This window comes from Pseudoxanthomonas sp. SL93 (genome assembly GCF_026625825.1).
Classification (GTDB): Bacteria; Pseudomonadota; Gammaproteobacteria; order Xanthomonadales; family Xanthomonadaceae; genus Pseudoxanthomonas_A.
This window is the reverse complement of record NZ_CP113065.1, coordinates 2,162,125-2,185,117: the sequence shown is the minus strand read 5'-3', so window position 1 is coordinate 2,185,117 and position 22,993 is coordinate 2,162,125. Positions and strand designations below refer to the sequence as shown.

Genomic DNA, 22,993 nt, shown 5'->3' with positions numbered 1-22,993 from the left:
TCAGCCGAGTGAGGCCAGCCACTCGTCGTCGGAACCTTCGTTGACGCCTTCGAAGAGCGGCGTGGAGAAGTAGCGTTCGCCGGTATCCGGCAGCACCGCCAGCAGCACGGAACCCGCTTCGGCCTTCTCGGCCACCTGCAGGGCGGCGGCGACCGTTGCACCGGCGGAAATGCCCACGAAGATGCCTTCTTCGGCCGCCAGCCGGCGCGAAACGGCGATGGCCTCCACGTCGGTGACCGGCAGGATCTCGTCTGCCACTTCGCGGTTGAGCACTTCGGGCACGAAGTCCGGCGTCCAGCCCTGGATCTTGTGCGGCTGCCATTCCTTGCCCAGCAGCAGCGAAGCACCGGCGGGCTCGGACGCGGTGATGCGCACCTCGGGTCGCGCGACCTTCAGCACTTCGCCCACGCCCGTGAGCGTGCCGCCCGTACCCCAGCCGGTGACGAAATGATCCAGTCGTTGCCCGGCGAAATCGCGCAGGATTTCCGCCGCGGTGGTCTGGCGGTGATAGGCGGGATTGGCCGGGTTGGCGAACTGGCGGGCGAGGAACCAGCCATGCTTCTTCGCCAGTTCCTCGGCGCGGCGCACCATGCCGCTGCCGCGCTCGGCGGCCGGTGTCAGGATGACCTTGGCGCCGTAGGCGCGCATCAGCTTGCGGCGCTCGATCGAGAACGTCTCCACCATCACCGCGACGAACTTGTAGCCGCGCGCCGCGGCGACCAGCGCCAGCGCCACGCCGGTATTGCCGGACGTCGCTTCGACGATGGTGTCGCCGGGCTTCAGCAGGCCCTTGGCTTCGGCATCCAGGATGATCGCCAGCGCCAGGCGGTCCTTCACCGAGCCGCCGGGATTGAACGATTCCACCTTGGCGTAGAGCGTGACGTGCGCCGGTGCGATGCGGTGGAGTTTCACCACCGGCGTGCGGCCGATGGTATCGAGGATGCTGTCGTAAATGGCCATGGGATCTCCGTGGAAAAGAATCAGGTCAGGCGGCCTGCAGTGTGGGCGCCTGGGGGTTGCGGGAATGTGTCGGCGTGCCGGTGGGCTGCAGCGGTGCGTGACCGAACCAGTGCAGCGTCTGCGCCAGCGCGGCCACTTCCCCCAGGATCAGCAGGGCTGGCGAGCGTACCTGGTGAGAACGCGCGGTTTCCGGAAGATCGGCCAAGGTCCCGTTCAGCACACGTTGCTCCCGGCGCGATCCGTTCTCGACAATGGCGAAGGGAGTCTGCGGCGAACGGCCGCCTTCGATCAGCCGCGCGCGGATGTTCTCCAGGCCCGCCACGCCCATGTAGATGGCGAGCGTCTGCTGCCCCTGCGCCAGCGATGCCCAGTCCAGCGTGTCCAGCGAATCCTTGCAGTGCGCGGTGACGAAACGCACCGACTGCGCATGGTCGCGGTGGGTCAACGGGATGCCGGCATACGCCGCGCACGCGACAGCGGCGGTGATGCCCGGTACCACTTCATAGGGGATGCCATGCGCGCGCAGGAATTCCAGTTCCTCGCCGCCGCGACCGAACACGAACGGGTCGCCGCCCTTCAACCGCACCACGCGCTTGCCGGCGCGTGCGTGGGCCAGCATCAGGGCGTGGATCTCATCCTGCTTCACGCTGTGCCCGCTTGCGGACTTGCCGACCTCGATGCAGGTGGCGTCGCGGCGCGCAAGGCGCAGCACATCGTCACTGACCAGCCGGTCGTGCAGGATCACGTCGGCTTCGTTCATCGCACGCAGCGCATTCAACGTCACCAGCCCGGCATCGCCGGGGCCGGCGCCAACCAAGGCCACCGAGCCTTCGGGGGCGCGCTGCACGCTTTCATCGAGTGCGGACTGGAACAGGTTTTCGGCCTGCGCCTGCAGGCGCTGCCGGTACAGGCGGGGCAAGGGACTGGCCAGCAGGCGTTCGAAGAAGCGCCGGCGTTCCCCCATGTCGGGGAAACGCTGGCGGATGCGGTCGCGCTGGCGCGTCAGCAGGCCGACCAGGTCGCCCCACGAATCGTCCAGCATCGTTTCCAGCTGGCGACGCAGGTGCCGCGCGACCATCGGCGCACCGCCGCCGCTGGAGATGGCGACCTGCAGCAGTCCGCGTTCGACCACGGCCGGAACCTGGAAGGTGGACAGTTCGGCGTCGTCCACCACGTTGGCCAGCAGGCAGCGGGCTTCGGCGGCCGCGGCGACTGCGCGGTTGACCGTGCCGTCGGCGGTGGCGGCGATGACCAGCCACACGCCGTCCAGCTGCGCGGGCTGGAACACGCCCTGCGTCCAGTCGATCCGGCCGTCATCGCGCCATCCCTGCAGTGCCGTCGTCAGCTCCGGGGCGACCAGCCGGGGCCGCGCGCCGGCGCGCAGCAGGGCCTCGGTCTTGCGTTCGGCCACCGCGCCACCGCCCACCACCAGCACGGGGCGGCCACGCAGGTCCGCAAACAAGGGAAACAGGGGAGTGCTCACGGGCGGGTCGGCTGGGTCGGGTGCATGACCGTAACCCCCGCTCATAGCGGTCGGAAATGACATCCGCCCAGCAGCATATTGCTTGCGGTTATAAGCAGGGGCGGCTACGGTCGGGGGAAATCTTCTACATTCCAAGGCCTTCTTCTCGCCGGCCCAGCCCCCTCCACGCCGATGACGTTGACCCAACTCCGCTACCTGCTGGCCATCGCCGACGCCGACCTCAACATCACGCTGGCGGCGGCGCGCGTGCACGCCACCCAGCCCGGCCTGTCCAAACAGCTCAAGCAGCTGGAGGACGAACTGGGCTTCCTGCTGTTCGTCCGCAAGGGCCGCAGCCTGGAGGCGGTGACGCCGGCCGGACATGAAGTGATCGAGCGCGCCCGGCTGGTCCTGGCCGAAGCCAACAACATCCGCACCTACGCCGCCAACCAGCGTCGTGAAAGCCAGGGCCAGCTGGTGCTGGCCACCACGCACACCCAGGCGCGTTTCGTACTGCCGCCAGCCATCGCGCAGATCAAGCGCGACTACCCGCAGGTCAGCGTGCACCTGCAGAACGCCGCCGAAAGCACCGCGCTGGACCTGCTGACCCAGGGCGATGCCGACATGGCGGTGGTCAGCACGGCGGGTGACCAGCCGCAGGCTGGCATCGCGGTGCCGCTGTACCGTTGGCGCCGGCTGGTGCTGGTGCCGCGCGGCCATGCGCTGGACCGCGATGGCGTGCCCCCCCCCGGCATGGCCGAATTGGCCCAGCAACCGCTGATCAGCTACGAGTCGTCGACGCGCCCGGGCTCGTCGTTGCAGCGCGCCTTCGCAAAGGTCGGCCTGGAGCCCGACATCGCATTGACCGCGCTGGACGCCGACCTCATCAAGACCTACGTGCGTGCCGGCCTGGGCGTTGGCCTGCTGGCCGAAATGGCGGTCAATGCCACCGACACCGACCTGCGCGCCTGGCCCGCGCCACCCGAGGTCAAGGAATGCATCGCCTGGGCGGTGCTGCCGCGCGAGCGCGTGCTGCGCGACTACGCGCTGGAACTGGTCCGCGCGTTGGCGCCGCAGATCGATCGGCGGGATCTGCGCCGGGTGATTGACGGCAACCAGGACCCCGACTGGCCCGAGCCGCCGACCTGGGCCTCGCTGACCCAGACCATCACCAACTGAATGCGCCCATCCCACGGCGCCTGCCGTGATTGACGTCTTCACCCCGCGTGCGCGAGCCTGTCGTCTGGTCGACATGATCGGTTGCCGCGATGAAACGAATCTCGAAGATGATGCTGCGCATGTACGTGCCGGCGATCGCCATCACGGTCGGCGGCCTGGCGACCGCCGAAGCCGTCACGCGGACCGGGCGCGCGCTGGGAGACGTCACCCCGCAACGGCTGGCCTCGTTGTCGTTCCTGCTCGCGCTGCTGCTGGGTACGGCGTGGGCGTTGCATTCCAGCTGGCGCCTGTACCAGTGGGCCCGTGGGCGGGAACTGCGTTGCGCCTGCGGCGGCATGATGTCGCGCGTGCGCTACAACCGGCAGCGGCAGAAGTACCGCAAGTGCCTGGCCTGCGGCGGGAAGACCCTGGAGGGTGCGCATTGCGGCGGATGAGCGCGCTGGCGTCATCCGCGCAGCGGGCGCCTGCTCAGCTTCCGCAGCCGGCGCCGTCGAGGGTCTGCTTCGAAACGCACTGACGGAAATCCTGCGGGATGCCGCGGATCTCATGTGTCTTGCCGATGCCCAGCGCGAAGTCATCCAGCGTGGTGCGCTGGCAGGCGGCGGGATTGGTGCCGGGCGCGGGTGCCGGGCAGCGTTCGCGGTAGACCACGAAATGGCACTGCCCGCTTTCGCTGGCGAAGCACTCGAACTTCGCCACGCCTCCGGTGACCGTGGTCTTGCTGAACAGCGTGTCCACGCCACCGGCGGCAGTGTGGTGGATGGTGGTGATGCTGGGTTTCTCGTTGCATCCTGCCAGGGCCATCAGGCAGGACATCAGGGACGTGATGATGCGCATGGCGGTTTCCTTGTGGTGTGCGGCAGACAAAGACAGTCCATTCACGGCGCGCGGGCGCCGTGTTGTCGGTACAGCTTTGATGCCGCGGGGTGGCTGCGGGTTTAAGGCAATCGCTTACATGTTGCGGAACAGGCTCATGAAGGGCTGGCTGACGGTCAGCGTTTCCGGCCGTGTCTTCAGCTTCAGCCGGCCGCGGCCGGTGTCGTCGCGGCTGACCGACGCCACGGCCTTCATGTTGACGATGGTGGAGCGGTGGATCTGCTTGAACGTGTTGGCGTCCAGCGAATCAAGCAGCTCGCGCAGCGGCGTGCGCAGCAGCGATTCGCCTTCGGCGGTCATCACGGTGGTGTACTTGTTGTCTGCCTGGAAGTAGGCCACGTCGTCCACCATGATCAGCCGCGTATCCTTGCCGGCGCTGGCCGTGATCCATACCAGCGGCGGCCTGGACGAGGCTACTTCCCGTGCCGACAGGTGGCGCAGCAATGCCTCCAGCGTGGCGCCATCGGGATGCCCCGCCGCCGCACGTGCCTGGATGCGCTGCACGGTGGCCAGCAGACGTTCGCGGGTGATCGGCTTCAGCAGGTAGTCGATCGCGCCCTGTTCGAACGCGTCGATCGCGTACTGGTCGTACGCGGTGACGAACACCACCTGCGTGCGCGGGCTCGCGTCGGCCAGGCCGCGCGCGACCTCGATGCCGGTGAGCCCCGGCATGCGGATATCGAGGAAAGCGACGTCGGGCTGCAGCTCGGCGATGGATTCCAGCGCGCTGGCGCCGTCCTCGCATTCGGCCACGATATCCAGCTGCGGCCAGGCTTCCTTCAGCAGCGAGGACAGCGCGGTACGCAGCAGTTCCTCGTCTTCGGCGATCACGCCCCGGAAATTCATGCGGCACCTGCCTTGCCGGCAAGCGGCAGCGTCAGCGTGGCGGCGACGCCACTGGGGAAGTTGGAGACGATGGCGAACGAGGCCTCGCTGCCGAAGGTCAGGCGCAGGCGTTCGCGCAGGTTCTTCAGGCCGATGCCGGTGCCGGTGCTCTGGCCACCGAAGCCCTGGCCGTCGTCGGCGACGGTGAGCGTGGCGTGGTCGTCGTGCCTGCGGGCGAGGATCCAGATGGTGCCGCCCCCGGTCTTGGGTTCCAGGCCGTGCTTGATCGCGTTCTCCACCAGCGTCTGCAGCATCATCGACGGCATCGGCACCACCTTCAGCGCATCCGGCACCTCCACCTGCACGTTGAGCCGGGTGCCCATGCGGATCTTCAGGATCTCAAGATAGGCCTGCGTGCGTTCCAGTTCCTCGCCCAGCGTGGACAGCGCCTCGTCGGTGCGTGGCAGCGAGCTGCGCAGGTACTGGATCAGGTGGCCCAGCATGATGTCGGCGCGCGGCGGGTCGGTGCGGGTCAGCACCTGCGCGCTCGCGAGCGTGTTGTAGAGGAAGTGGGGTTCCACCTGCGCGTTGAGCAGGTTGAGGCGCGCGACGGTCAGTTCCTTCTCGCTGACGGTCTTCTCGACATCGGCCTGTTCCTGCCGGCGCTGGTCGGCGACGCGGCGGGTGATGGCGCGAGTGACCGCTTCCGCGTTCTCCACGTTGACGCCGTCGTCCAGCACGAACAGGTCCAGCCAGGGGCTGGCATCCGGGCCGAGCATCAGGGTGATGCTGCTGGTGCCATTGCCCGGCGTGACCGTGGCCTGCACGAGGTCACGCTTCACCGCGAAGCGGGCCATGATGTTGAAGCGCGAGGGCTGGCTGGGGCCGGCGAAGCTCTCCACGCGGCGCACCTTGACGCGGACCTGCAGGCTGTCGGGGGCGCTTTCCGCGTCCTCGGCGCGCGGCAGTTCGCGCAGCGCGCCTTCGATCAGGGCGAAGGCGGCGGCCGTATCCAGCGGCACTTCGATCTGCCGGCGCTGGCGGCTCGACAGCGTGGTGCTGTCCAGCCGTCCGGTGATCAGCCAGATCCGGCGCAGGTGGCTGATCAGGCCGATCAACACCGATGCAATCACCAACGTCGATGCCAGGCTGAAGAGCCAGCTGGCTCCGCCGGCCAACCTCGTCTGCTCGAAGATGCCGTTCCAGACCACCGCCGCGATCAGCAGTGCGCCGAACCAGGCAGCGAGGATGCGGATGATCAGGAGCAGGCTGGGGAACACGGAAGCACCACGGTGTCGGGATTGCCGTGGAGCATAGCCGCCGCGGGCGGCGAGGGAAGAGGGGGCGCGACGGGGCCGGCGATCCGGCGACGAAAACGCCCGTCAGCGGTGCGAACGATCCGGTCCCGGGCGTCTCAGACGTCCACGTGGATGCCGCATTCGCGTTTCAGGCCGAAGAAGCGCGTGTCCTCTTCGCGCATGCCGGGCTCCCAGCGTGCGGTGGTGTGGAAGTCGCCGATGGACACGTAGCCCTGTTCCCACAGCGGGTGGTAGGGCAGGTCGTGCTGCTTCATGTACTGCCAGATGTCGCGGTCGGTCCAGTCCACGATGGGATTGATCTTCCAGCGGCCATCGCGCTCCTGCAGTACCGGGGCGTTGGCGCGGCTGCTGGCCTGGCTGCGGCGCAGGCCGGTGAACCACGTGCCCACGCCCAGTTCCTTCAGGGCGCGCTTCATCGGCTCGACCTTGCGCAGGCTGTTGTACTGCTCGATGCCGACCAGGCCCTGTTCCCACAGGCGGCCATGGCGCGCTTCCATCCAGGCGCGGCTGACCAGTGGGCGGAAGATCTGCAGGTTCAGCGCAAGGCGCTCGTGCAGTTCATCGGCGAAGCGGTAGGTCTCGGGGAACAGGTAGCCGGTATCGATCAGGATCACCGGGATGTCGGCCTTCTGCTGCGTGACCATGTGCAGCAGCACGGCCGCCTGCGCACCGAAGCTGGAGGACATGGCGTGCGTACCGGCGCCGTGTTCCAGCGCCCAGGCCACGCGCTGCTCCGCGGGCAGTCCTTCCAGGTGCACGTTGTATTCCGCGATGCGATCCGTGTCGGGCAGGGGGGCGATGGCGCTCATGCGTGCAGTTCCAGGGCGATCTGTCGGTGGGTGGGGTAGGGCGGCAGGGCGACCAGGCCGCTGCGATGCAGGAAGTCGCCGAATCCTTCATCCTCTCCGCGCTCGCCGGCATAGCGGGCGAACAGCGGATCGAGCGTGTCGAGGATTTCGGCCTCGGTGATGTTCTCGCGGTACAGCGTGTTGAGGCGCTGGCCGCGGCGGTCGCCGCCGAGCATCAGGTTGTAGCGGCCGGGCGCCTTGCCGACCAGGGCGATCTCGGCCAGGTAGGGGCGCGAGCAGCCGTTCGGGCAGCCGGAGATGCGCAGCACGATGGGCGTCTCGCGCAGGCCGTGCCGCTCCAGCAGCGGTTCCAGCGTGCGCGTGAAATCGGGCAGGTAGCGTTCGGCTTCGGCCATCGCCAGGCCGCACGTCGGCAGCGCGACGCAGGCGACCGCGATGCGGGCCAGGGCGGTGGCGAGGCGTTCGCCGGCATCCAGCGTGTGTCCGCGCGCGAGCGCGTCGATGGCGTCGCGCTGGTCGGCCGGCACGCCGGCGATCACCAGGTTCTGGTTGGCGGTCATGCGGAAATGCGGTCCCGCCGCACCGGCCTCCAGCAGGCGCGCGATTTCGCGCAAGCCAGTGAGATGCGGCGCCGCGTCGGTGTCGGCGATGCGGCCCGCGAACAGGTGCAGCGTCAGGTGCCAGCGCCCGTCTTCGCCCTGCACCCAGCCATGCCGGTCGCCGTTGTGCTCGAAATGGAAAGCACGTGCCGGCTGGAGAGCGACCCCGGCACGGCTTTCAATCTGCTGCACGATGAAGGCCAGTCCATGGTCGTCGATGGTGTACTTGAAGCGCGCGCGCTTGCGCACGTTGCGGTTGCCGAAGTCGCGCTGGGTGGTGACCACGGCGGTGGCCACGTCCAGCAGCTGGTCGGGGGTCAGGAAGCCGACCACGTTGCCGACGCGCGGGTAGGTTTCGGCATCGCCATGGGTGGCGCCCATGCCGCCGCCGATGACCAGGTTGAAACCGGCCAGTGCGCCGTCTTCCAGGATGGCGATGAAGCCCAGGTCGTTGGCGAACACATCCACGTCGTTCACCGGCGGCACCGCGAAGCCGATCTTGAACTTGCGCGGCAGGTAGGTGGCGCCGTAGATGGGCTCTTCCTCGTCGCCGCTGCCGGCCACGCGCTCCTCGTCCAGCCAGATCTCGTAGTAGGCACGGGTGTTGGGCAGCAGGTGTTCAGACAGCTTCACCGCCCAGGCCTGCACCTCGGCATGGGCGCGCGACTCCAGCGGATTGGCCGCCACCAGCACGTTGCGGTTGACGTCGCCGCATGCGGCCAGCGTGTCGATCAGGGCGGCGTTGATCGCCTGCATGGTGCTTTTAAGTTCGCGCTTGATCACGCCGTGGAACTGGAACGCCTGGCGGGTGGTGATGCGCAGCGAGTGGTTGGCGTACGTGGTCGCGATGGCATCCAGCTGCAGCCACTGCGTCGGCGTGACCACGCCGCCGGGCGTGCGCGTGCGGATCATGAACTGGTAAGCCGGCTCCAGCTTCTGCCGACGGCGTTCGTCGCGGATGTCGCGATCGTCCTGCTGGTAGCTGCCGTGATACTTGATGAGCGTCTGGTCGGATTCGCGCAGCGCACCGGTGACCGGGTCGGCCAGGCTGTCCAGCAGGCTGCCGCGCAGGCGCCGGCTTTCGGATTTGATGTCTTCGACGGAATGATTGCTCATGGGTGTTCCACTGTAGGAGCGACGTCAGTCGCGACCGGAAGGTTGCAGGTCGCGACTGACGTCGCTCCTACAACAGCGGGGTCGTCAGTACACGTCGCGGCTGTAGCGGCCCTCCGTCTGCAGGTTCAGCAGGTAGTCGTGCGCGGCGTCCTGGTCCATCCCGCCATGCTCGACAACAATTGCCTGCAGCGCGGCATGCACGTCCTTGCCCATGGCGATGGCACCGCAGACATAGAAGTGCGCGCCGTTCTGCAGCCAGTCGTAGACCTCGCGGCCACGCTCACGCAGGCGCTGCTGCACGTAGATCTTCTGCGCCTGGTCGCGCGAGAACGCCAGGTCCAGCGCGTGCAGCTCGCCGGTGCGCAGCGCGTCCTGCCATTCGGCCTGGTAAAGGAAGTCGCGGTTGAAGTGCTGTGCGCCGAAGAACAGCCAGTTGCGGCCACGGGCGCCGGTCTCGGCGCGTTCCTGCACGAAGGCGCGGAACGGCGCCACGCCGGTGCCCGGACCGACCATCAGGATGTCGCGCGACGGATCGGCGGGCACGCGGAAGCGGTCGTTGGGCTCGATGTAGACCGGGGCGGTATCGCCCTCGCCCAGTGCCGACAGGAAGCCGCTGGCGGCGCCGCCGTGCGCATGGCCGAATGCTTCATAGCCCAGCACGTCGACGGTCAGGTGCACTTCCTCGCCCACCCGCTTGCGGCTGGACGCGATGGAGTACAACCGCGGGGCCAGCGGGCGCAGGGCGGCGACCAGTTCCTGCGCGGTCCAGCCGGCGGGCCAGCGGCGCAGCACGTCGACCAGCTGGTGGGTATTCAGCAGGTGCGCCAGTTCGCCGTTCTGCGCCGGCGACAGCAGGGTGTTCAGTTCGTCCGCGCGCGCCTGCGCGGCGTGGGTGGCCAGGAAGGGGCGCGACAGGCGCGTCAGTTCGCGGCGCGTGGACAGCCATTCCCGCAGCGGCAGGCTGTCGTTCTTCTCGCTGACGACGGTGGCGCCGTCCAGTTCCAGCACGCCCAGGACCGCATCGACCAGCGCAGGCGGGTTGCGGTGGCGCACGCCGAGGGCGTCGCCGGGCTCGTAGTGCAGGCCGCTGCCTTCCAGCGACAGCTCCAGGTGGCGAACGTCCTTGCCCGCGCTCCCGTACGCGCCGTAGCGCGGCCCCTTGAAGTCACGGCCGCTGATGCGCTGGTTGAGCAGCAGCTCGGCGCTGAAAGGCCGGTCGTGGGAGAAGGCCGGCCCGGTGGGTGCGAGGCGCAGGGGGGTAACCGTGGCCAGCGGCGTGGCCGCGGTCTTCAGCAGGTCGCGGGCATGGCCCAGGGCCTGTTCGCGCCACGGTGTGGCCACGGTATCGATGTCCAGGTCGGCCAGGCCGGCCGGGAACAGGCGGCTGCCGCCGAGCTGCGTCAGGCGTTCGTCCAGCCGCTTGGCAATGCCGCAGAAATCCGCGTAGCTGGAGTCGCCCAGGCCCAATACCGCGTACTTCAGCTCGGGCAGCTTGGGTGCGCGCTTGCCGTTGATGAATTCGACCAGGCCGATGGCGTCGTCGGGCGGGTCGCCTTCGCCCTGGGTGCTGATGACCACGTAGAGAAGCCGCTCGCTGGCGAGCTCGCGCTGCGGGTAGGCATCGGCCCGCACCAGCCGCACCGTCAGGCCGGCGGCTTCGGCGTCATGCGCCAAGGCTTCGGCCGCCCGGCGGGCATTGCCGGTCTGGCTGCCGTAGACGACGGTCAACCGCTGCCCCGCCTGCGCCGCACCTCCGGGCACCACGGCCAGCGGCGGTGCCGCATGGCCCTGGGCCAGCCCCGCCGTATAGCCGGAGAGCCACCACAGCGAGGCGCTGTCCAGGCCGTCGACCACGCGGGCCAGCAGCGCCCGACGCTCCTCGGCGAGAGGGCTGGGGGCGAGAGCAGGCTGGGGAGCGGACATTGGGCAGGCCCGTGGGCGCGACTGGGACGACCGATGGTAGGTAGCGCTTGCCGGGGGCAGAAAGGACGTCTGGTTATGGGCTTATCGCCTGCGCTTATTTCGCCCGGGGCGGGGCAGGCTGAATACTCACCGCCCACCGGCTCGTGGCGGCCCGCCTGCTACCCTTGCCTACCGTCCCGCCCTCAGCCGCTGCCTGCCTTGATGACCGCCGTACCCCGCCTGTCCCATCTCGACCGCCTGGAAGCGGAAAGCATCCATATCCTCAGGGAGGTCGCCGCGGAGTTCCGCAACCCGGTGCTGCTGTATTCGGTGGGCAAGGACAGTTCGGTGCTGCTGCACCTGCTGCTGAAGGCGTTCGCGCCCGCCCCGCCGCCGATCCCGCTGCTGCACGTGGATACCCGCTGGAAGTTCCGCGAGATGATCGCTTTCCGTGACCGGCGCGCCGCGGAAACCGGCGTGGAGCTGCGCGTGCACATCAATCCGGAGGGCGTCGCCCAGGACATCGGCCCGATCAGCCATGGCGCCACCGTGCATACCGACGTGATGAAGACCCAGGGCCTGAAGCAGGCGCTGGACCAGTACGCGTTCGATGCGGCCATCGGCGGAGCGCGCCGCGACGAAGAGAAGTCGCGCGCCAAGGAGCGCGTGTTCTCGTTCCGCAACGACAGGCATCGCTGGGACCCGAAGAACCAGCGTCCGGAGCTCTGGAACCTTTACAACGCCCGCATCCACAAGGGCGAGAGCGTGCGGGTCTTTCCGCTGTCCAACTGGACCGAGCTGGACATCTGGCTGTACATCTACCGCGAGAACATCCCGGTGGTGCCGCTGTATTTCGCCGCCGAGCGTCCCGTGGTGGAGCGCGATGGCGCGCTGATCCTGGTGGACGACGAACGCCTGCCGCTGCGGGAGGGCGAAGTGCCGCAGCAACGCAGCGTGCGCTTCCGCACACTGGGCTGCTATCCGCTGACGGGGGCCATTGAGTCCCAGGCCGATTCGCTGGAGAAGATCATCGCCGAAATGCTGGTCGCCACCAGTTCCGAGCGCCAGGGCCGGGTGATCGACCAGGATCCCACCGCGTCGATGGAGAAGAAGAAGCTGGAGGGCTACTTCTGATGAGTGCCTCCACCGAGATCGCGTCCTACCTGAAGCAGCACGAATCCAAGCCGCTGCTGCGCTTCATCACCTGCGGCAGCGTGGACGACGGCAAGAGCACGCTGATCGGCCGGTTGCTGTACGACAGCAAGCGCCTGTTCGACGACCAGTTGGCCGCGCTCAGTGCCGACAGCCGGCGGCATGGCACCCGTGGCGGCGAGATCGACTACGCGCTGCTGCTGGATGGCCTGGCGGCCGAGCGCGAGCAGGGCATCACCATCGACGTCGCCTACCGTTACTTCGATACGGAGAAGCGCAAGTTCATCGTCGCCGATTGCCCGGGCCACGAGCAGTACACGCGCAACATGGCCACGGGGGCCTCCACGGCCGATGCCGCGGTGGTGCTGGTGGATGCGCGCAAGGGCCTGCTGACGCAGACGCACCGGCACAGTTACATCGTCTCGCTGCTGGGCATCCGCCACGTGGTGCTCGCCGTGAACAAGATGGACCTGGTGGCGTTCGACCAGGGGGTGTTCGATGCCATCGCGGCCGACTACCGGGCGCTGGCGGAGCGGCTGGGCATCGCTTCGGTCACCTGCATCCCGTTGTCGGCGCTGGACGGCGACAACCTGTCGTCGCGTTCCGCACGCACGCCCTGGTACGACGGTCCCGCCCTGCTGGAGCACCTCGAAGGCATCGACGTGCAGGCGCACGACGCCGTCTCCGGCCTGCGGCTTCCCGTGCAATGGGTCAATCGTCCGCACCAGAACTTCCGCGGCTACGCCGGCACGATCGCGGCGGGCGACGTGCGGCCGGGCGACGAGGTGGTCGTGCTGCCATCGGCGCGCCGCTCGCGCGTGGTGCAGGTGCTCGGTCCCGATGGCGAGGTCGCTTCCGCGCATGCGGGGCAGGCCGTGACGCTGACGCTGGCGGACGAGATCGACATCAGCCGCGGCGACGTGATCGCCGCCGCGGGCGATCCGCCGGAAGCCGCCGACCAGTTCGCCGCACACCTGCTGTGGATGGCCGATGCCGCGCTGCTGCCGGGTCGCCCGTACTGGCTGAAGATCGGCGCGCGCACCGTGTCGGCCACGGTCAGCGAGATCAAGCACCGCATCGACGTGAATACGCAGGAACACCTGGCCGCCAAGCGGCTGGAGCTCAATGAGGTCGGGTACTGCAACCTCAGCCTGGACGAACCGGTCGCGTTCGCGCCCTATGCGGAGAACCGCGCGCTGGGCAGCTTCATCCTGATCGATCGCCAGACCAATGCCACGGTCGGCGCGGGCACGCTGGACTTCGCGCTGCGCCGTGCCGGCAACGTGCACTGGCAGCATGTCGATGTCGACAAGGCGGCGCGTTCGCGCCTGAAGGGGCAGCAGCCGCGGGTGCTGTGGTTCACCGGCCTGTCCGGCGCGGGCAAGTCGACCATCGCCAACCTGGTGGACAAGCGCCTGCACGCGCTGGGCTACCACAGCTTCCTGCTGGACGGCGACAACGTGCGCCATGGGCTGAACCGCGACCTGGGCTTCACCGACGAGGACCGCGTGGAGAACATCCGCCGCGTCGCCGAGGTCGCGAAGCTGATGACCGATGCAGGCCTGATCGTACTGGTCAGCTTCATCTCGCCCTTCCGCGCCGAGCGGCGCATGGCGCGTGACCGGTTCGCGGAAGACGAATTCATCGAAGTCTTCGTCGACGTGCCCCTGGAACTGGCCGAGGCGCGCGACGTGAAGGGGCTTTACCGCAAGGCGCGTGCCGGGCTCATTCCCAACTTCACGGGGATAGATTCCCCCTACGAAGCCCCGGAACACCCCGACCTGCACCTGCGGGCGGGCGAGCAGACCCCCGAGCAGCTGGCACGGCAGGTCCTGGCGGCACTAGGGCTGGAATAGCGCGGGCAAGGGTCATTGGTCATGGTCGGGCCACGGTGGACGGGTCCGTTCACCGCGTTTGACGCACAAACCACCGCATCCGCAACACCGTCATTCACGTAAGGCCGGTACACTTCGTGAATAACGACGATTACGGAATAGTCCATGCTCAGCCGATTCGGAATTCGCGCGGCCTCGGTCGCCTTGCCCCTGTTCCTGCTTGCCGCGTGCGGCAAGGACGGGCAGGAGGCCAAGGCGAACGGCAACGCAGCCGAGCGGCCGATTCCGGTGACCACGCGCGTGGTGCAGCCGTCGGCATGGAACGACACCCTGCAGGCGCTGGGCACGGCAAAGGCGCGTGAGTCGGTTGTGCTCACCGCCAAGGTCAGCGAGATCGTGCAGGACGTGCATTTCGAAAGCGGCCAGCAGGTCGCGGCCGGCCAGACGCTGATCACGCTCAAGGGTGATGCCGCGCAGGCCGCGCTGGTGCAGGCGGAGGCGACCTTCGCCGAAGCCGACCGCCTCTACCGTCGCCAGAAGGAACTCGCCGACCAGCAGCTGATCGCGCGATCCGGGCTGGATACGCAGCTGGCATTGCGCAACGTTGCCGCCGCGCGGGTGCGCCAGGCCAAGGCCGACATCGGCGACCGCAGCATCCGGGCACCGTTTGCCGGCGTGCTGGGCATCCGCCAGGTCAGTCCCGGTTCGCTGATCACCGCCAACAGCGCCATCGCCACGCTGGACGACATCTCGCGCATGTACGTGGACTTCCAGGTGCCTGAAGCGGCACTGGCCACGGTCGACGAGGGCAACGCGGTGACGGTCACCGCCGCGGCATACCCGGGCGAGTCGTTCGAAGGCCGGGTGGAAACGATCGACGCACGCATCGATGAATCCACGCGCGCGGTGACGGTACGTGCGGTGTTCGCCAATGACCAGCGCAAGTTGCGCCCGGGCATGTTGCTGGACGTGCGGCTGTTCCGCCCCGAGCGCCAGGCGCTGGTAATCCCGGAGATCGCCGTGGTGCAGGTGGGCCGCGACTCGTTCGTCTATCGGGTCAAGCCGGATGGCAGCGTGGAGCAGGCCCCGGTGAGCGCCGGCGTGCGGCGCGACGGCGAGGTGGAGATCCTCAAGGGCATTGCCGCCGGTGACCGCATCGTGGTCGACGGCACCGGCAAGCTGCGACCGGGTGTGAAGGTGGCAGACGCCGCACCGCCCGCCCCGGTGAAGCAGGACGCGCCTGCCGTCGACGGCAAGGGCTGAGTGCCATGAAGCTTTCCGACCTGTCGATCAAGCGCCCCGTCTTCGCGGTGGTGGTCAGCCTGTTGCTGGTCGTGCTGGGCGTGATGTCGTTCCTGCGCCTGACCCTGCGCGAGCTGCCCAACATCGACCCGCCCATCGTGTCGGTGGAAGTGAACTATCCGGGTGCGTCGGCGGCCGTCGTCGAGACGCGCGTCACCCAGATCCTCGAGGACGGCCTGTCCGGCATCGAGGGCATCAAGACCATCCAGTCCAGCAGCCGCAATGGCCGCTCCGACGTCACCATCGAGTTCAACCTCAGCCGCGACATCGAGGCCGCCGCCAACGACGTGCGCGACCGTGTCAGCCGCGTGATGGACCGCATGCCCGACGAGGCCGATCCGCCGGAGATTTCCAAGGTCGAGGCCGATGCCGAGGTGATCATCTGGTTGAACATGCGCTCCACCGTGATGGACACGATGGAGTTGACCGACTACGCCGACCGCTACGTACTGGACCGGTTGTCCTCGCTGGATGGCGTGGCGCGGGTGCAGTTGGGTGGTGGGCAACGCTACGCGATGCGCATCTGGCTGGACCGCGAGGCCATGGCCGCGCGGGGCGTCACCACCAGCGACGTGGAAACCGCGCTGCGCGCACAGAACATCGAACTGCCGGCCGGGCGCATCGAGTCGCAGACGCGCGACTTCACCCTGCGCGTGGAGCGTGGCTACCAGCGGCCGGAGCAGTTCTCCCAGCTGCCCTTGCGCAAGGGCGATGACGGCTACGTGGTGCGGCTGGGCGACGTGGCGCAGGTGGAACTGGGTGCCGAGGAGCGCCGTTCCTACCTCCGCAGCAACGCCGTGCCCAACGTGGGGCTGGGCATCGTGCGCACCTCCACCGCCAATGCACTGGACGTGGCGCGCGCCGCGCGTGCCGAGGCCGAGGTCATCCAGCAAACCTTGCCGAAAGGCACCGAGATCTTCATCGCCTTCGACAGCACCACCTTCATCGAGGCCTCCATCGAGCGCGTCTACTGGACGCTGCTGGAGGCCATGGTGCTGGTGTTCCTGGTCATCTGGCTGTTCCTGGGCAGCCTGCGCGCAGCCCTCATCCCGGCCGTCACCGTGCCGGTCTGCCTGATCGCGGCCTTCATTGCCCTGTACGCCTTCGGCTTCTCCATCAACCTGCTGACGCTGCTGGCGCTGGTGCTGTGCATCGGCCTGGTGGTGGACGACGCCATCGTGGTGCTGGAGAACGTGCAGCGCCGCGCCGACCTGGGCGAGCCGCCGCTGGTGGCCGCACGCCGTGGCACGGCGCAGGTGGGCTTCGCGGTGATCGCGACGACGGCCGTGCTGGTGGCGGTGTTCCTGCCGGTCGGCTTCATGGAAGGCAATACCGGCCGCCTCTTCCGCGAGCTGTCGGTGGCCCTGGCGGCGGCCGTGGCGATCTCCGCGTTCGTCGCGCTGACGCTGACCCCGATGATGTCGTCGAAGCTGGTGCGCCCGCATACCGAACCCCGCGGGTTGAACGCCTGGACCAACCGCACGCTGACCCGCATCAGCGACGGCTACGGGCGCCAGGTGCAGCGGCTGGTCGGCCTGACCGGCAAGCGCATCCTAGGGCTGGTGCTGGCCGCGATGGCGTTGTGCGGTATCGCCATCGTCCTGCTGGGCCTGCGCGTGCCCAGCGAATTGGCGCCCGCCGAGGACCGTGGCCGCTTCTTCGTGATGGTGGACGGACCGGAGGGCGCGGGTTTCGACTACATGGTCGGGCAGATGCAGCAGGTAGAGCGCATCGTCATGGGCGAGGTGGGCGGCGACAAGCCGATCGAGCGCGCCAACTCCCGCGTGCCGCGTGGCTTCGGTGGCAGCGAGGACATGCATACCGGGCAGGTGATCGTGTTCCTGCAGGACTGGCATGAGCGAGACGTGCCCACCGATGACGTGGTCAATGCGCTGCGTGGCCAGTTCGCAAAGCTGCCCGGCGTGCAGGCGCGTGCCAACGTGCCCGGCGGCCTGGTCGGCAGTCGCGGCCAGCGCTACCAGCTCGTGCTGGGCGGGCCGGACTACGCCGAACTGGCGCAGTGGCGCGACCGCATCCTGCAGCGGATGGAATCCAACCCTGGCATCCAGGATCCGGATTCGGACTACAAAGAAACACGCCCGCAGATGCGCGTGAACATCGACCGCGACCGCGCAGCCGACCTTGGCGTGTCGGTGCAGGAGATCGGCCGCACGCTGGAAACGATGATGGGCTCGCGCCAGGTGACCACCTACGTGGACAACGGCGAAGAGTACGACGTCATGCTGCAGGCCGGTCGCGACAAGCGCGCCAACACCGAAGACCTCGCGCAGACCTACGTGCGCGGCAGCAATGACACGCTGATTCCGCTATCCAACCTGGTGACGCTCAGCGAGATCGCCGAGCCCGGTACCTTCAACCGGTTCAACCGCCTGCGCGCGATCACCATCAGCGCTGGCCTCGCGCCGGGCTACACCATGGGTGAAGCGCTGGAGTGGACGCGGCAGGCGGTGTCGGAAGAGCTGCCCGACTACGCGCAGATTGACTGGAAGGGCGAGTCGCGCGAATACCAGGAAGCCGGCGGCGCCATCCTGCTCACCTTCACGCTGGCGCTGCTGATCGTGTATCTGGTACTCGCCGCGCAGTTCGAAAGTTTCATCCACCCGCTGATCATCATGCTGACCGTGCCGCTGGCCGTGCTGGGTGCATTGATCGGGCTGTGGGTCACCGGCGGTACGCTGAACCTCTTCAGCCAGATCGGCATCGTGATGCTCATCGGCCTGGCGGCGAAGAACGGCATCCTGATCGTCGAGTTCGCCAACCAGCTGCGCGACGACGGCGCCAGCGTGGGGCAGGCCATCGTCGAATCGGCGCGCGTGCGCCTGCGCCCCATCCTGATGACGTCCGTCGCCACCGTGATGGGCGCCCTGCCGTTGGTGCTGGCAGGGGGGCCAGGCTCGGCCAGCCGCGCGACCATCGGCATCGTGGTGATCTTCGGCGTGACCTTCTCCACGCTGCTGTCGCTGTACGTGGTGCCGGCGTTCTACGCGTTGCTGGCGCCGTTCACGCGTTCGCCCGAGGCCGTCGCGCATGAGCTCAGCAAGCTGGAAGAAGAGACGCCCTCCGTCGGTGGCCATGGCTGAGAACGGCGGGCCCCCGGCCTCCGGCGTCCGCATCGACGGCGAGGGGTTCCTGCTGCGTCCCTGGCGGCCGGACGACCTGGATGCCCTGCTGCGTCACGCCGACGATCCGCAGGTGCCCCGCGGGCTGAGCGACCGCTTCCCGCACCCCTACACGCGTGCCGACGGCGAAGCCTTCCTGGCCGGCCGCGTGGTCGATTTCCAGCATCCCGTATTCGCCATCGAGATCGACGGCGAGGCCTGCGGCGGCATCGCGGCACGCCCCCATGCAGGCGAGAAGGCGCACAGCGCCGAACTGGGTTACTGGCTTGGCCGCCGGCACTGGGGCCGGGGGCACATGACGGGGGTGGTCGCCACCTATCTGGCCTGGGTAGTCCCTGCGCGGGGCCTGCGTCGGATCGAGGCCAACGTACTGGACATCAATCCGGCCTCCGCACGCGTGCTGGAGAAGAACGGGTTCGTCGAAGAGGGGCGCCGGCGTGGCGCGATCCTGAAGCCCGACGGACTGCACGATCTGAGGCTGTTCGGTCGCCTCTGGCCGGGTTGATCGCGCGGCGGGACTGCGCAGCGGCGCGAGTTGCGGTTATCTTGCAGGGACCTGGCGGCGCCCTGCGCCGCCTTCCCGCATTCCCAGTACACGCATGAACGGAGACGCATTCCCGTGGAAGCCCTTTTCAATTGGTTGAACGGCATCATCTGGAGCAACGCGCTGATCGCGTTGTGCCTGGGTGCCGGCCTGTGGTTCACCGTCCGCACGCGCGTGATGCAGGTGCGCGGTTTCGCCGAGATGTGCCGGCTGACCGTCACCGGGCAGAAGTCCGATGCGGGCGTGTCCTCGTTCCAGGCGCTGGCGATCTCGATGGCCGGGCGCATGGGCATCGGCAACATCGCCGGCGTGGCCACGGCGATCGCCTATGGTGGGCCGGGTGCGGTGTTCTGGATGTGGGTCATGGGCTTCCTGGGCGCGTCGACCTCGTACATCGAGTGCACCCTGGCGCAGATCTACAAGGAAAAGGACGGCGAAGGCCGTTATCGCGGTGGTCCCGCCTACTACATCGAAAAGGCGATGGGCCTGAAGTGGTATGCAGTGGCGTTCGCCGTGGCCACCGTCATCGCCACCGGCCTGCTGCTGCCGGGCGTGCAGGCCAACGCCATCGCCGACAGCGCCACCAACGTCCTGTGCGGTACCGCCGGTTGTGAAGCGGTGGGTGGCGCCGGTGCCCTGAAGTTGTGGATCGGCCTGGGCGTGGCCGCGGTGCTGGCCGTCATCATTTTCGGTGGCATCAAGCGCATCGCCACCTTCGCCGAAGTGGTGGTGCCGTTCATGGCGCTGGGCTTCATCCTGATGGCGTTGATCGTGATGATCGCCAACGCCGAAAAGGTGCCGGCGATGTTCGCCGACATCTTCTCCAGCGCGTTCGGCGCACACGCTGCATTCGGCGCCATCATCGGCCAGGCCATCGCCTGGGGCGTGAAGCGCGGCATCTATGCCAACGAGGCGGGCCAGGGCACCGGCCCGCACGCCGCCGCCGCCGCCGAGGTCTCGCACCCGGCCAAGCAGGGTTACGTGCAGGCGTTCGCGATCTATTTCGACACCATGCTGGTGTGTACCTCCACCGCGTTCCTGCTGCTGTCCACGGGCATGTACAACACCTTCAAGAGCGTCACCGTGAACGGCAAGGAGACGCTGGTGGAGATCTTCTCCGGCGTGCCGGGCGTGCAGCCTTCGGAAGGCGCACAGTTCACCCAGGCGGCCGTGGAATCGGTGCTGCCGGGCTGGGGCGCGGGCTTCGTGGCGGTGGCGCTGTTCTTCTTCGCCTTCACCACCATCATGGCCTATTACTACATGGCCGAGACCAACCTGACCTACCTGGCCGGCGTGAAGAAGACCCACCCGCTGGCGACACTGCTGCTGCGCCTGGGCATCGTCGGCATGGTGGTGTTCGGTGCGTACCACAACGCGGCCATGGCCTGGACGCTCGGCGACATCGGCGTGGGGGTGATGGCATGGTTGAACGTCATCGCCATCCTGATCCTGCAGAAGCCGGCGCTGGTCGCGCTGCGCGACTACGAGCGGCAGAAGAAGCTGGGCCTCGACCCGACGTTCGATCCGGAGGCGTTGGGCATCCGCAACGCCGATTTCTGGAAGAAGCAGGCCTGACGTGAGCAATCCCTGGAACAACCGCCCGCCGCGCCCGCCCGGCAATCCGCCGGATCGGCGGCGGCCGCCACGCACACCGGATGATCGTCCGGCGCGCGTGCAGGCGCCGCGCGAGGAGCGGCAGGTAGGCGCATCGCGCGACGAGCTTCGCCTGTACGGCATGAATGCCGTGCAGGCCGTCTTCGCCCGGCGCCCGGATGCCATCCGCAAGGTTTATCTGATCGAGTCGCGCATACCGGCGCTCAAAGCGGTGCTCGCGTGGTGCGTGAAGCATCGCGTCGGCTATCGCGTGGTGGAAGAGGGCGACCTGGATCGCCTGGCCGCCAGCACGCACCATGAAGGCGTGGTCGCCGATGTACTGAAAGCCGAGCCGTTGCCGATAAGCGAGTGGCTGCACACGCTACCGGCCAACCAGCCGGTGGTGGCACTCTGGCTGGACGGCGTGGGCAACCCGCACAACTTCGGCGCCATCCTGCGCTCGGCGGCGCACTTCGGCGTAGCCGGCATCCTGTTGCCGCGCGATTCGACCCTGGCCCTTTCCGGCGCGGCCGCACGGGTGGCCGAAGGCGGCGCGGAACAGGTGCCCCTGGTGCGCATGGGCAATCCGGAGAACGCACTGGCGCAGCTGCGCGGCGCAGGCTTCGCACTGGCCGCCACCGTCGTGCGTGGCGGCGATGACCTGTTCGCCGTCGACCTGCCACAGCGCCTCGTCTACGTGATGGGCGCGGAAGGCGAGGGCATGGATGCGCGCCTGGCCGACGCCTGCGATGCACGCCTGTCGATTCCCGGCACCGGCGCCGTCGAAAGCCTCAACGTCGCCGCCGCAACGGCGGTGTTCCTGGCGCAGTGGAAGCAGCGCCAGCGCTGAGTTCTATCGGGCAAGACGGGCTGGGTGTGGGAGCGACGTAAGTCGCGATCAGCGACAGATCGACAGCGATCTTCCCGTCGCGACTTACGTCGCTCCCACACCTGCCATCATTCTTTCAGTCGGCTGCCGAAATCGCCTTCGGCCTCCGCCGCCAGGTAGGCGAACACCGCATACGCCGCGACGTTCTGCGCCAGCGCAGCCGGGTCGATCTTGTCCAGCGTGTCGTCGGCATTGTGGTGCAGGTCGAAGTAGTCGCTGCCATCCTGCGCCAGCCATGCCCACGCCATGCCCTTGGCGGCGAACGGGCTGATGTCCGGGCCGGCGCTGCCCTTGCCGGGGGCGTATTCGATGCCCAGCGGCGCGAGCGCCTGCGCGATCTGTTCGGTGGCCTTGCGCGCGTGCTCCGGCGCACCGGTGTTGAAGGCGTAGATGCGGCCGGCGCCGAAGTCGCTTTCGGCGGCGATCTGGTGGCGGGTGATGTCGCCGACATGCTTCTCCGCGTAAGCCTTGCCGCCATGCAGGCCTTGCTCCTCGTTGGCGAAAGCGATCACGCGGATGGTGCGCTTCGGGGCCTGCTTCAGCTGGCCGATCAGGTGGCCGGCGGTCATGGTGATGCCGATGCCCGCGCCATCGTCGATCGCGCCGGTGCCCAGGTCCCACGAATCCAGGTGGCCACCGATCACCACGACTTCCTTGGGCAGGCTGCGCCCGGTGATCTCGCCGATGACATTGTGCGAGGTGTACTCGCCGTCCCAGCCGCAATCCAGTGCGAGCGACACGCGCACTGGGCCGCGCTGCAGCAGGCGCGCGAGCTGGTCGGCATCGGGAATGGTCAACGACGCCGACGGTACCGGCGTCAGCCCTTCGTCGAAGCGGGTGATGCCGGTATGCGCGACACGGTGGTTGTCGGTGCCGGCCGAGCGCATCAGGAACGCGATGGCGCCCTTGCGGATGGCGGCCGACGGCCCCTTGGAACGGATCGCGCCACCATTGCGGTAATCGCTGCCGTCACGGGCGGCCTTCATCGGATAGTCGACGAACGCGATCTTGCCCGCCAGCGAACCCGCTGGCGCCGCTTCCAAAGCGGCCAGGTCGGCGAAGCGCACGATCTCCGCGTCCACGTTGCCGGCCGGGCTTCCGCCCAGCGCGGTGATCGTCAGCGGTTGGGCATGCGGTCCGAGCACGGCCGCGCGTTCGCTGCGGCGTACCCACTTGGGAAACGTCACCGGTTCTATCCACACCTTGTCGAAGCCGAGCGCCTTGAACTTCGCCTGCGCCCAGGCCACCGCTTTCGCATCCGCCTCGCTGCCCGCCAGGCGCGGGCCGACTTCGGTGGTCAGCGATTCCACCACCTTCCAGCCCGTGTCATCCGCGAGCGCCTGGGTGCGCAGCGTCGCCGCCGTCGCCAGCGCGGCGTCGGGGATGCGGGTTTCGCGTTCGGCCGCCAAGGCGGGCTGCGCGATGGCCAGGAGCAGCATGTTCAGGGCAAGCAGGGGCGGAGCAAGGCGCATGGGGTGTCCCGGAAAAGAC

Annotated in this window: 18 protein-coding genes; 9 read left to right on the top strand and 9 right to left on the bottom strand. The window is 68.2% G+C overall.

Annotated features, from left to right (window positions below; genetic code table 11):
- Together cysK and cysG are read right to left on the bottom strand one after the other, a co-directional pair.
- Nucleotides 1-960 (bottom strand): cysteine synthase A, encoded by a 960-nt coding sequence (gene cysK / locus OVA13_RS10355; protein WP_267790404.1) that lies wholly within the window; start codon nt 958-960, stop codon nt 1-3.
- Nucleotides 961-985: 25 nt separating this feature from the next.
- Nucleotides 986-2,443, bottom strand: a complete 1,458-nt coding sequence (gene cysG / locus OVA13_RS10350; RefSeq protein WP_267790403.1) for a siroheme synthase CysG — start codon at nt 2,441-2,443, stop codon at nt 986-988.
- A gap of 171 nt (nt 2,444-2,614) precedes the next feature.
- On the opposite strand from cysG, the gene OVA13_RS10345 reads away from it, so the two are divergent.
- Together OVA13_RS10345 and OVA13_RS10340 are read left to right on the top strand one after the other, a co-directional pair.
- The gene (locus tag OVA13_RS10345; RefSeq protein ID WP_267790402.1) at nt 2,615-3,601 is read left to right on the top strand and encodes a LysR family transcriptional regulator; all 987 of its coding nucleotides are present in this window, start codon (nt 2,615-2,617) and stop codon (nt 3,599-3,601) included.
- An 89-nt stretch (nt 3,602-3,690) separates the two neighbouring features.
- Nucleotides 3,691-4,035, top strand: coding sequence for a hypothetical protein (locus tag OVA13_RS10340; protein ID WP_267790401.1), 345 nt, complete (start codon nt 3,691-3,693; stop codon nt 4,033-4,035).
- 34 nt (nt 4,036-4,069) lie between these two features.
- Here OVA13_RS10340 and OVA13_RS10335 read toward each other — a convergent pair whose 3' ends face one another.
- The 6 genes from OVA13_RS10335 to OVA13_RS10310 form a co-directional block, all read right to left on the bottom strand.
- Nucleotides 4,070-4,438, bottom strand: a complete 369-nt coding sequence (locus OVA13_RS10335; protein WP_267790400.1) for a hypothetical protein — start codon at nt 4,436-4,438, stop codon at nt 4,070-4,072.
- Between the two features lie 114 nt (nt 4,439-4,552).
- On the bottom strand, nt 4,553-5,323 hold the full coding sequence (locus tag OVA13_RS10330) for a LytR/AlgR family response regulator transcription factor (RefSeq protein WP_267790399.1): 771 nt from the start codon (nt 5,321-5,323) through the stop codon (nt 4,553-4,555).
- Nucleotides 5,320-6,582, bottom strand: coding sequence for a histidine kinase (locus OVA13_RS10325; RefSeq protein ID WP_267790398.1), 1,263 nt, complete (start codon nt 6,580-6,582; stop codon nt 5,320-5,322). The genes OVA13_RS10330 and OVA13_RS10325 overlap by 4 nt, the downstream gene beginning before the upstream one ends.
- A 134-nt stretch (nt 6,583-6,716) precedes the next feature.
- Nucleotides 6,717-7,430 (bottom strand): phosphoadenylyl-sulfate reductase, encoded by a 714-nt coding sequence (locus OVA13_RS10320; RefSeq protein ID WP_267790397.1) that lies wholly within the window; start codon nt 7,428-7,430, stop codon nt 6,717-6,719.
- The gene (cysI, locus tag OVA13_RS10315; protein WP_267790396.1) at nt 7,427-9,145 is read right to left on the bottom strand and encodes an assimilatory sulfite reductase (NADPH) hemoprotein subunit; all 1,719 of its coding nucleotides are present in this window, start codon (nt 9,143-9,145) and stop codon (nt 7,427-7,429) included. Before cysI ends, OVA13_RS10320 begins: the two co-directional genes overlap by 4 nt.
- Before the next feature lie 84 nt (nt 9,146-9,229).
- The gene (locus OVA13_RS10310; protein ID WP_267790395.1) at nt 9,230-11,068 is read right to left on the bottom strand and encodes an assimilatory sulfite reductase (NADPH) flavoprotein subunit; all 1,839 of its coding nucleotides are present in this window, start codon (nt 11,066-11,068) and stop codon (nt 9,230-9,232) included.
- A gap of 201 nt (nt 11,069-11,269) precedes the next feature.
- On the opposite strand from OVA13_RS10310, the gene cysD reads away from it, so the two are divergent.
- From cysD to OVA13_RS10275, 7 genes are all read left to right on the top strand, one after another.
- Entirely contained in the window at nt 11,270-12,181 is a 912-nt protein-coding gene (gene cysD / locus OVA13_RS10305) for a sulfate adenylyltransferase subunit CysD (protein ID WP_267790394.1), read from the top strand.
- On the top strand, nt 12,181-14,055 hold the full coding sequence (gene cysN / locus OVA13_RS10300) for a sulfate adenylyltransferase subunit CysN (protein ID WP_267790393.1): 1,875 nt from the start codon (nt 12,181-12,183) through the stop codon (nt 14,053-14,055). Before cysD ends, cysN begins: the two co-directional genes overlap by 1 nt.
- A 144-nt stretch (nt 14,056-14,199) precedes the next feature.
- A complete protein-coding gene (locus OVA13_RS10295) occupies nt 14,200-15,297 on the top strand; it encodes an efflux RND transporter periplasmic adaptor subunit (RefSeq protein ID WP_267790392.1) in 1,098 nt (365 codons plus the stop codon).
- A 5-nt stretch (nt 15,298-15,302) separates the two neighbouring features.
- Nucleotides 15,303-18,437: an efflux RND transporter permease subunit gene (locus OVA13_RS10290; protein ID WP_267790391.1), complete on the top strand. Its 3,135-nt coding sequence runs from the start codon at nt 15,303-15,305 to the stop codon at nt 18,435-18,437.
- Complete coding sequence (locus OVA13_RS10285) at nt 18,430-18,981, top strand: GNAT family N-acetyltransferase (protein ID WP_267790390.1); 552 nt, start codon at nt 18,430-18,432, stop codon at nt 18,979-18,981. The genes OVA13_RS10290 and OVA13_RS10285 overlap by 8 nt, the downstream gene beginning before the upstream one ends.
- A 114-nt stretch (nt 18,982-19,095) precedes the next feature.
- Complete coding sequence (locus tag OVA13_RS10280; RefSeq protein ID WP_267790389.1) at nt 19,096-20,595, top strand: alanine/glycine:cation symporter family protein; 1,500 nt, start codon at nt 19,096-19,098, stop codon at nt 20,593-20,595.
- Nucleotide 20,596: 1 nt separating this feature from the next.
- Entirely contained in the window at nt 20,597-21,463 is an 867-nt protein-coding gene (locus OVA13_RS10275; protein ID WP_267790388.1) for a TrmH family RNA methyltransferase, read from the top strand.
- A 107-nt stretch (nt 21,464-21,570) separates the two neighbouring features.
- Here the strand turns inward: OVA13_RS10275 and OVA13_RS10270 are convergent, their stop codons facing one another.
- Complete coding sequence (locus tag OVA13_RS10270) at nt 21,571-22,974, bottom strand: M28 family peptidase (RefSeq protein WP_267790387.1); 1,404 nt, start codon at nt 22,972-22,974, stop codon at nt 21,571-21,573.
- Nucleotides 22,975-22,993: the final 19 nt, after the last annotated feature.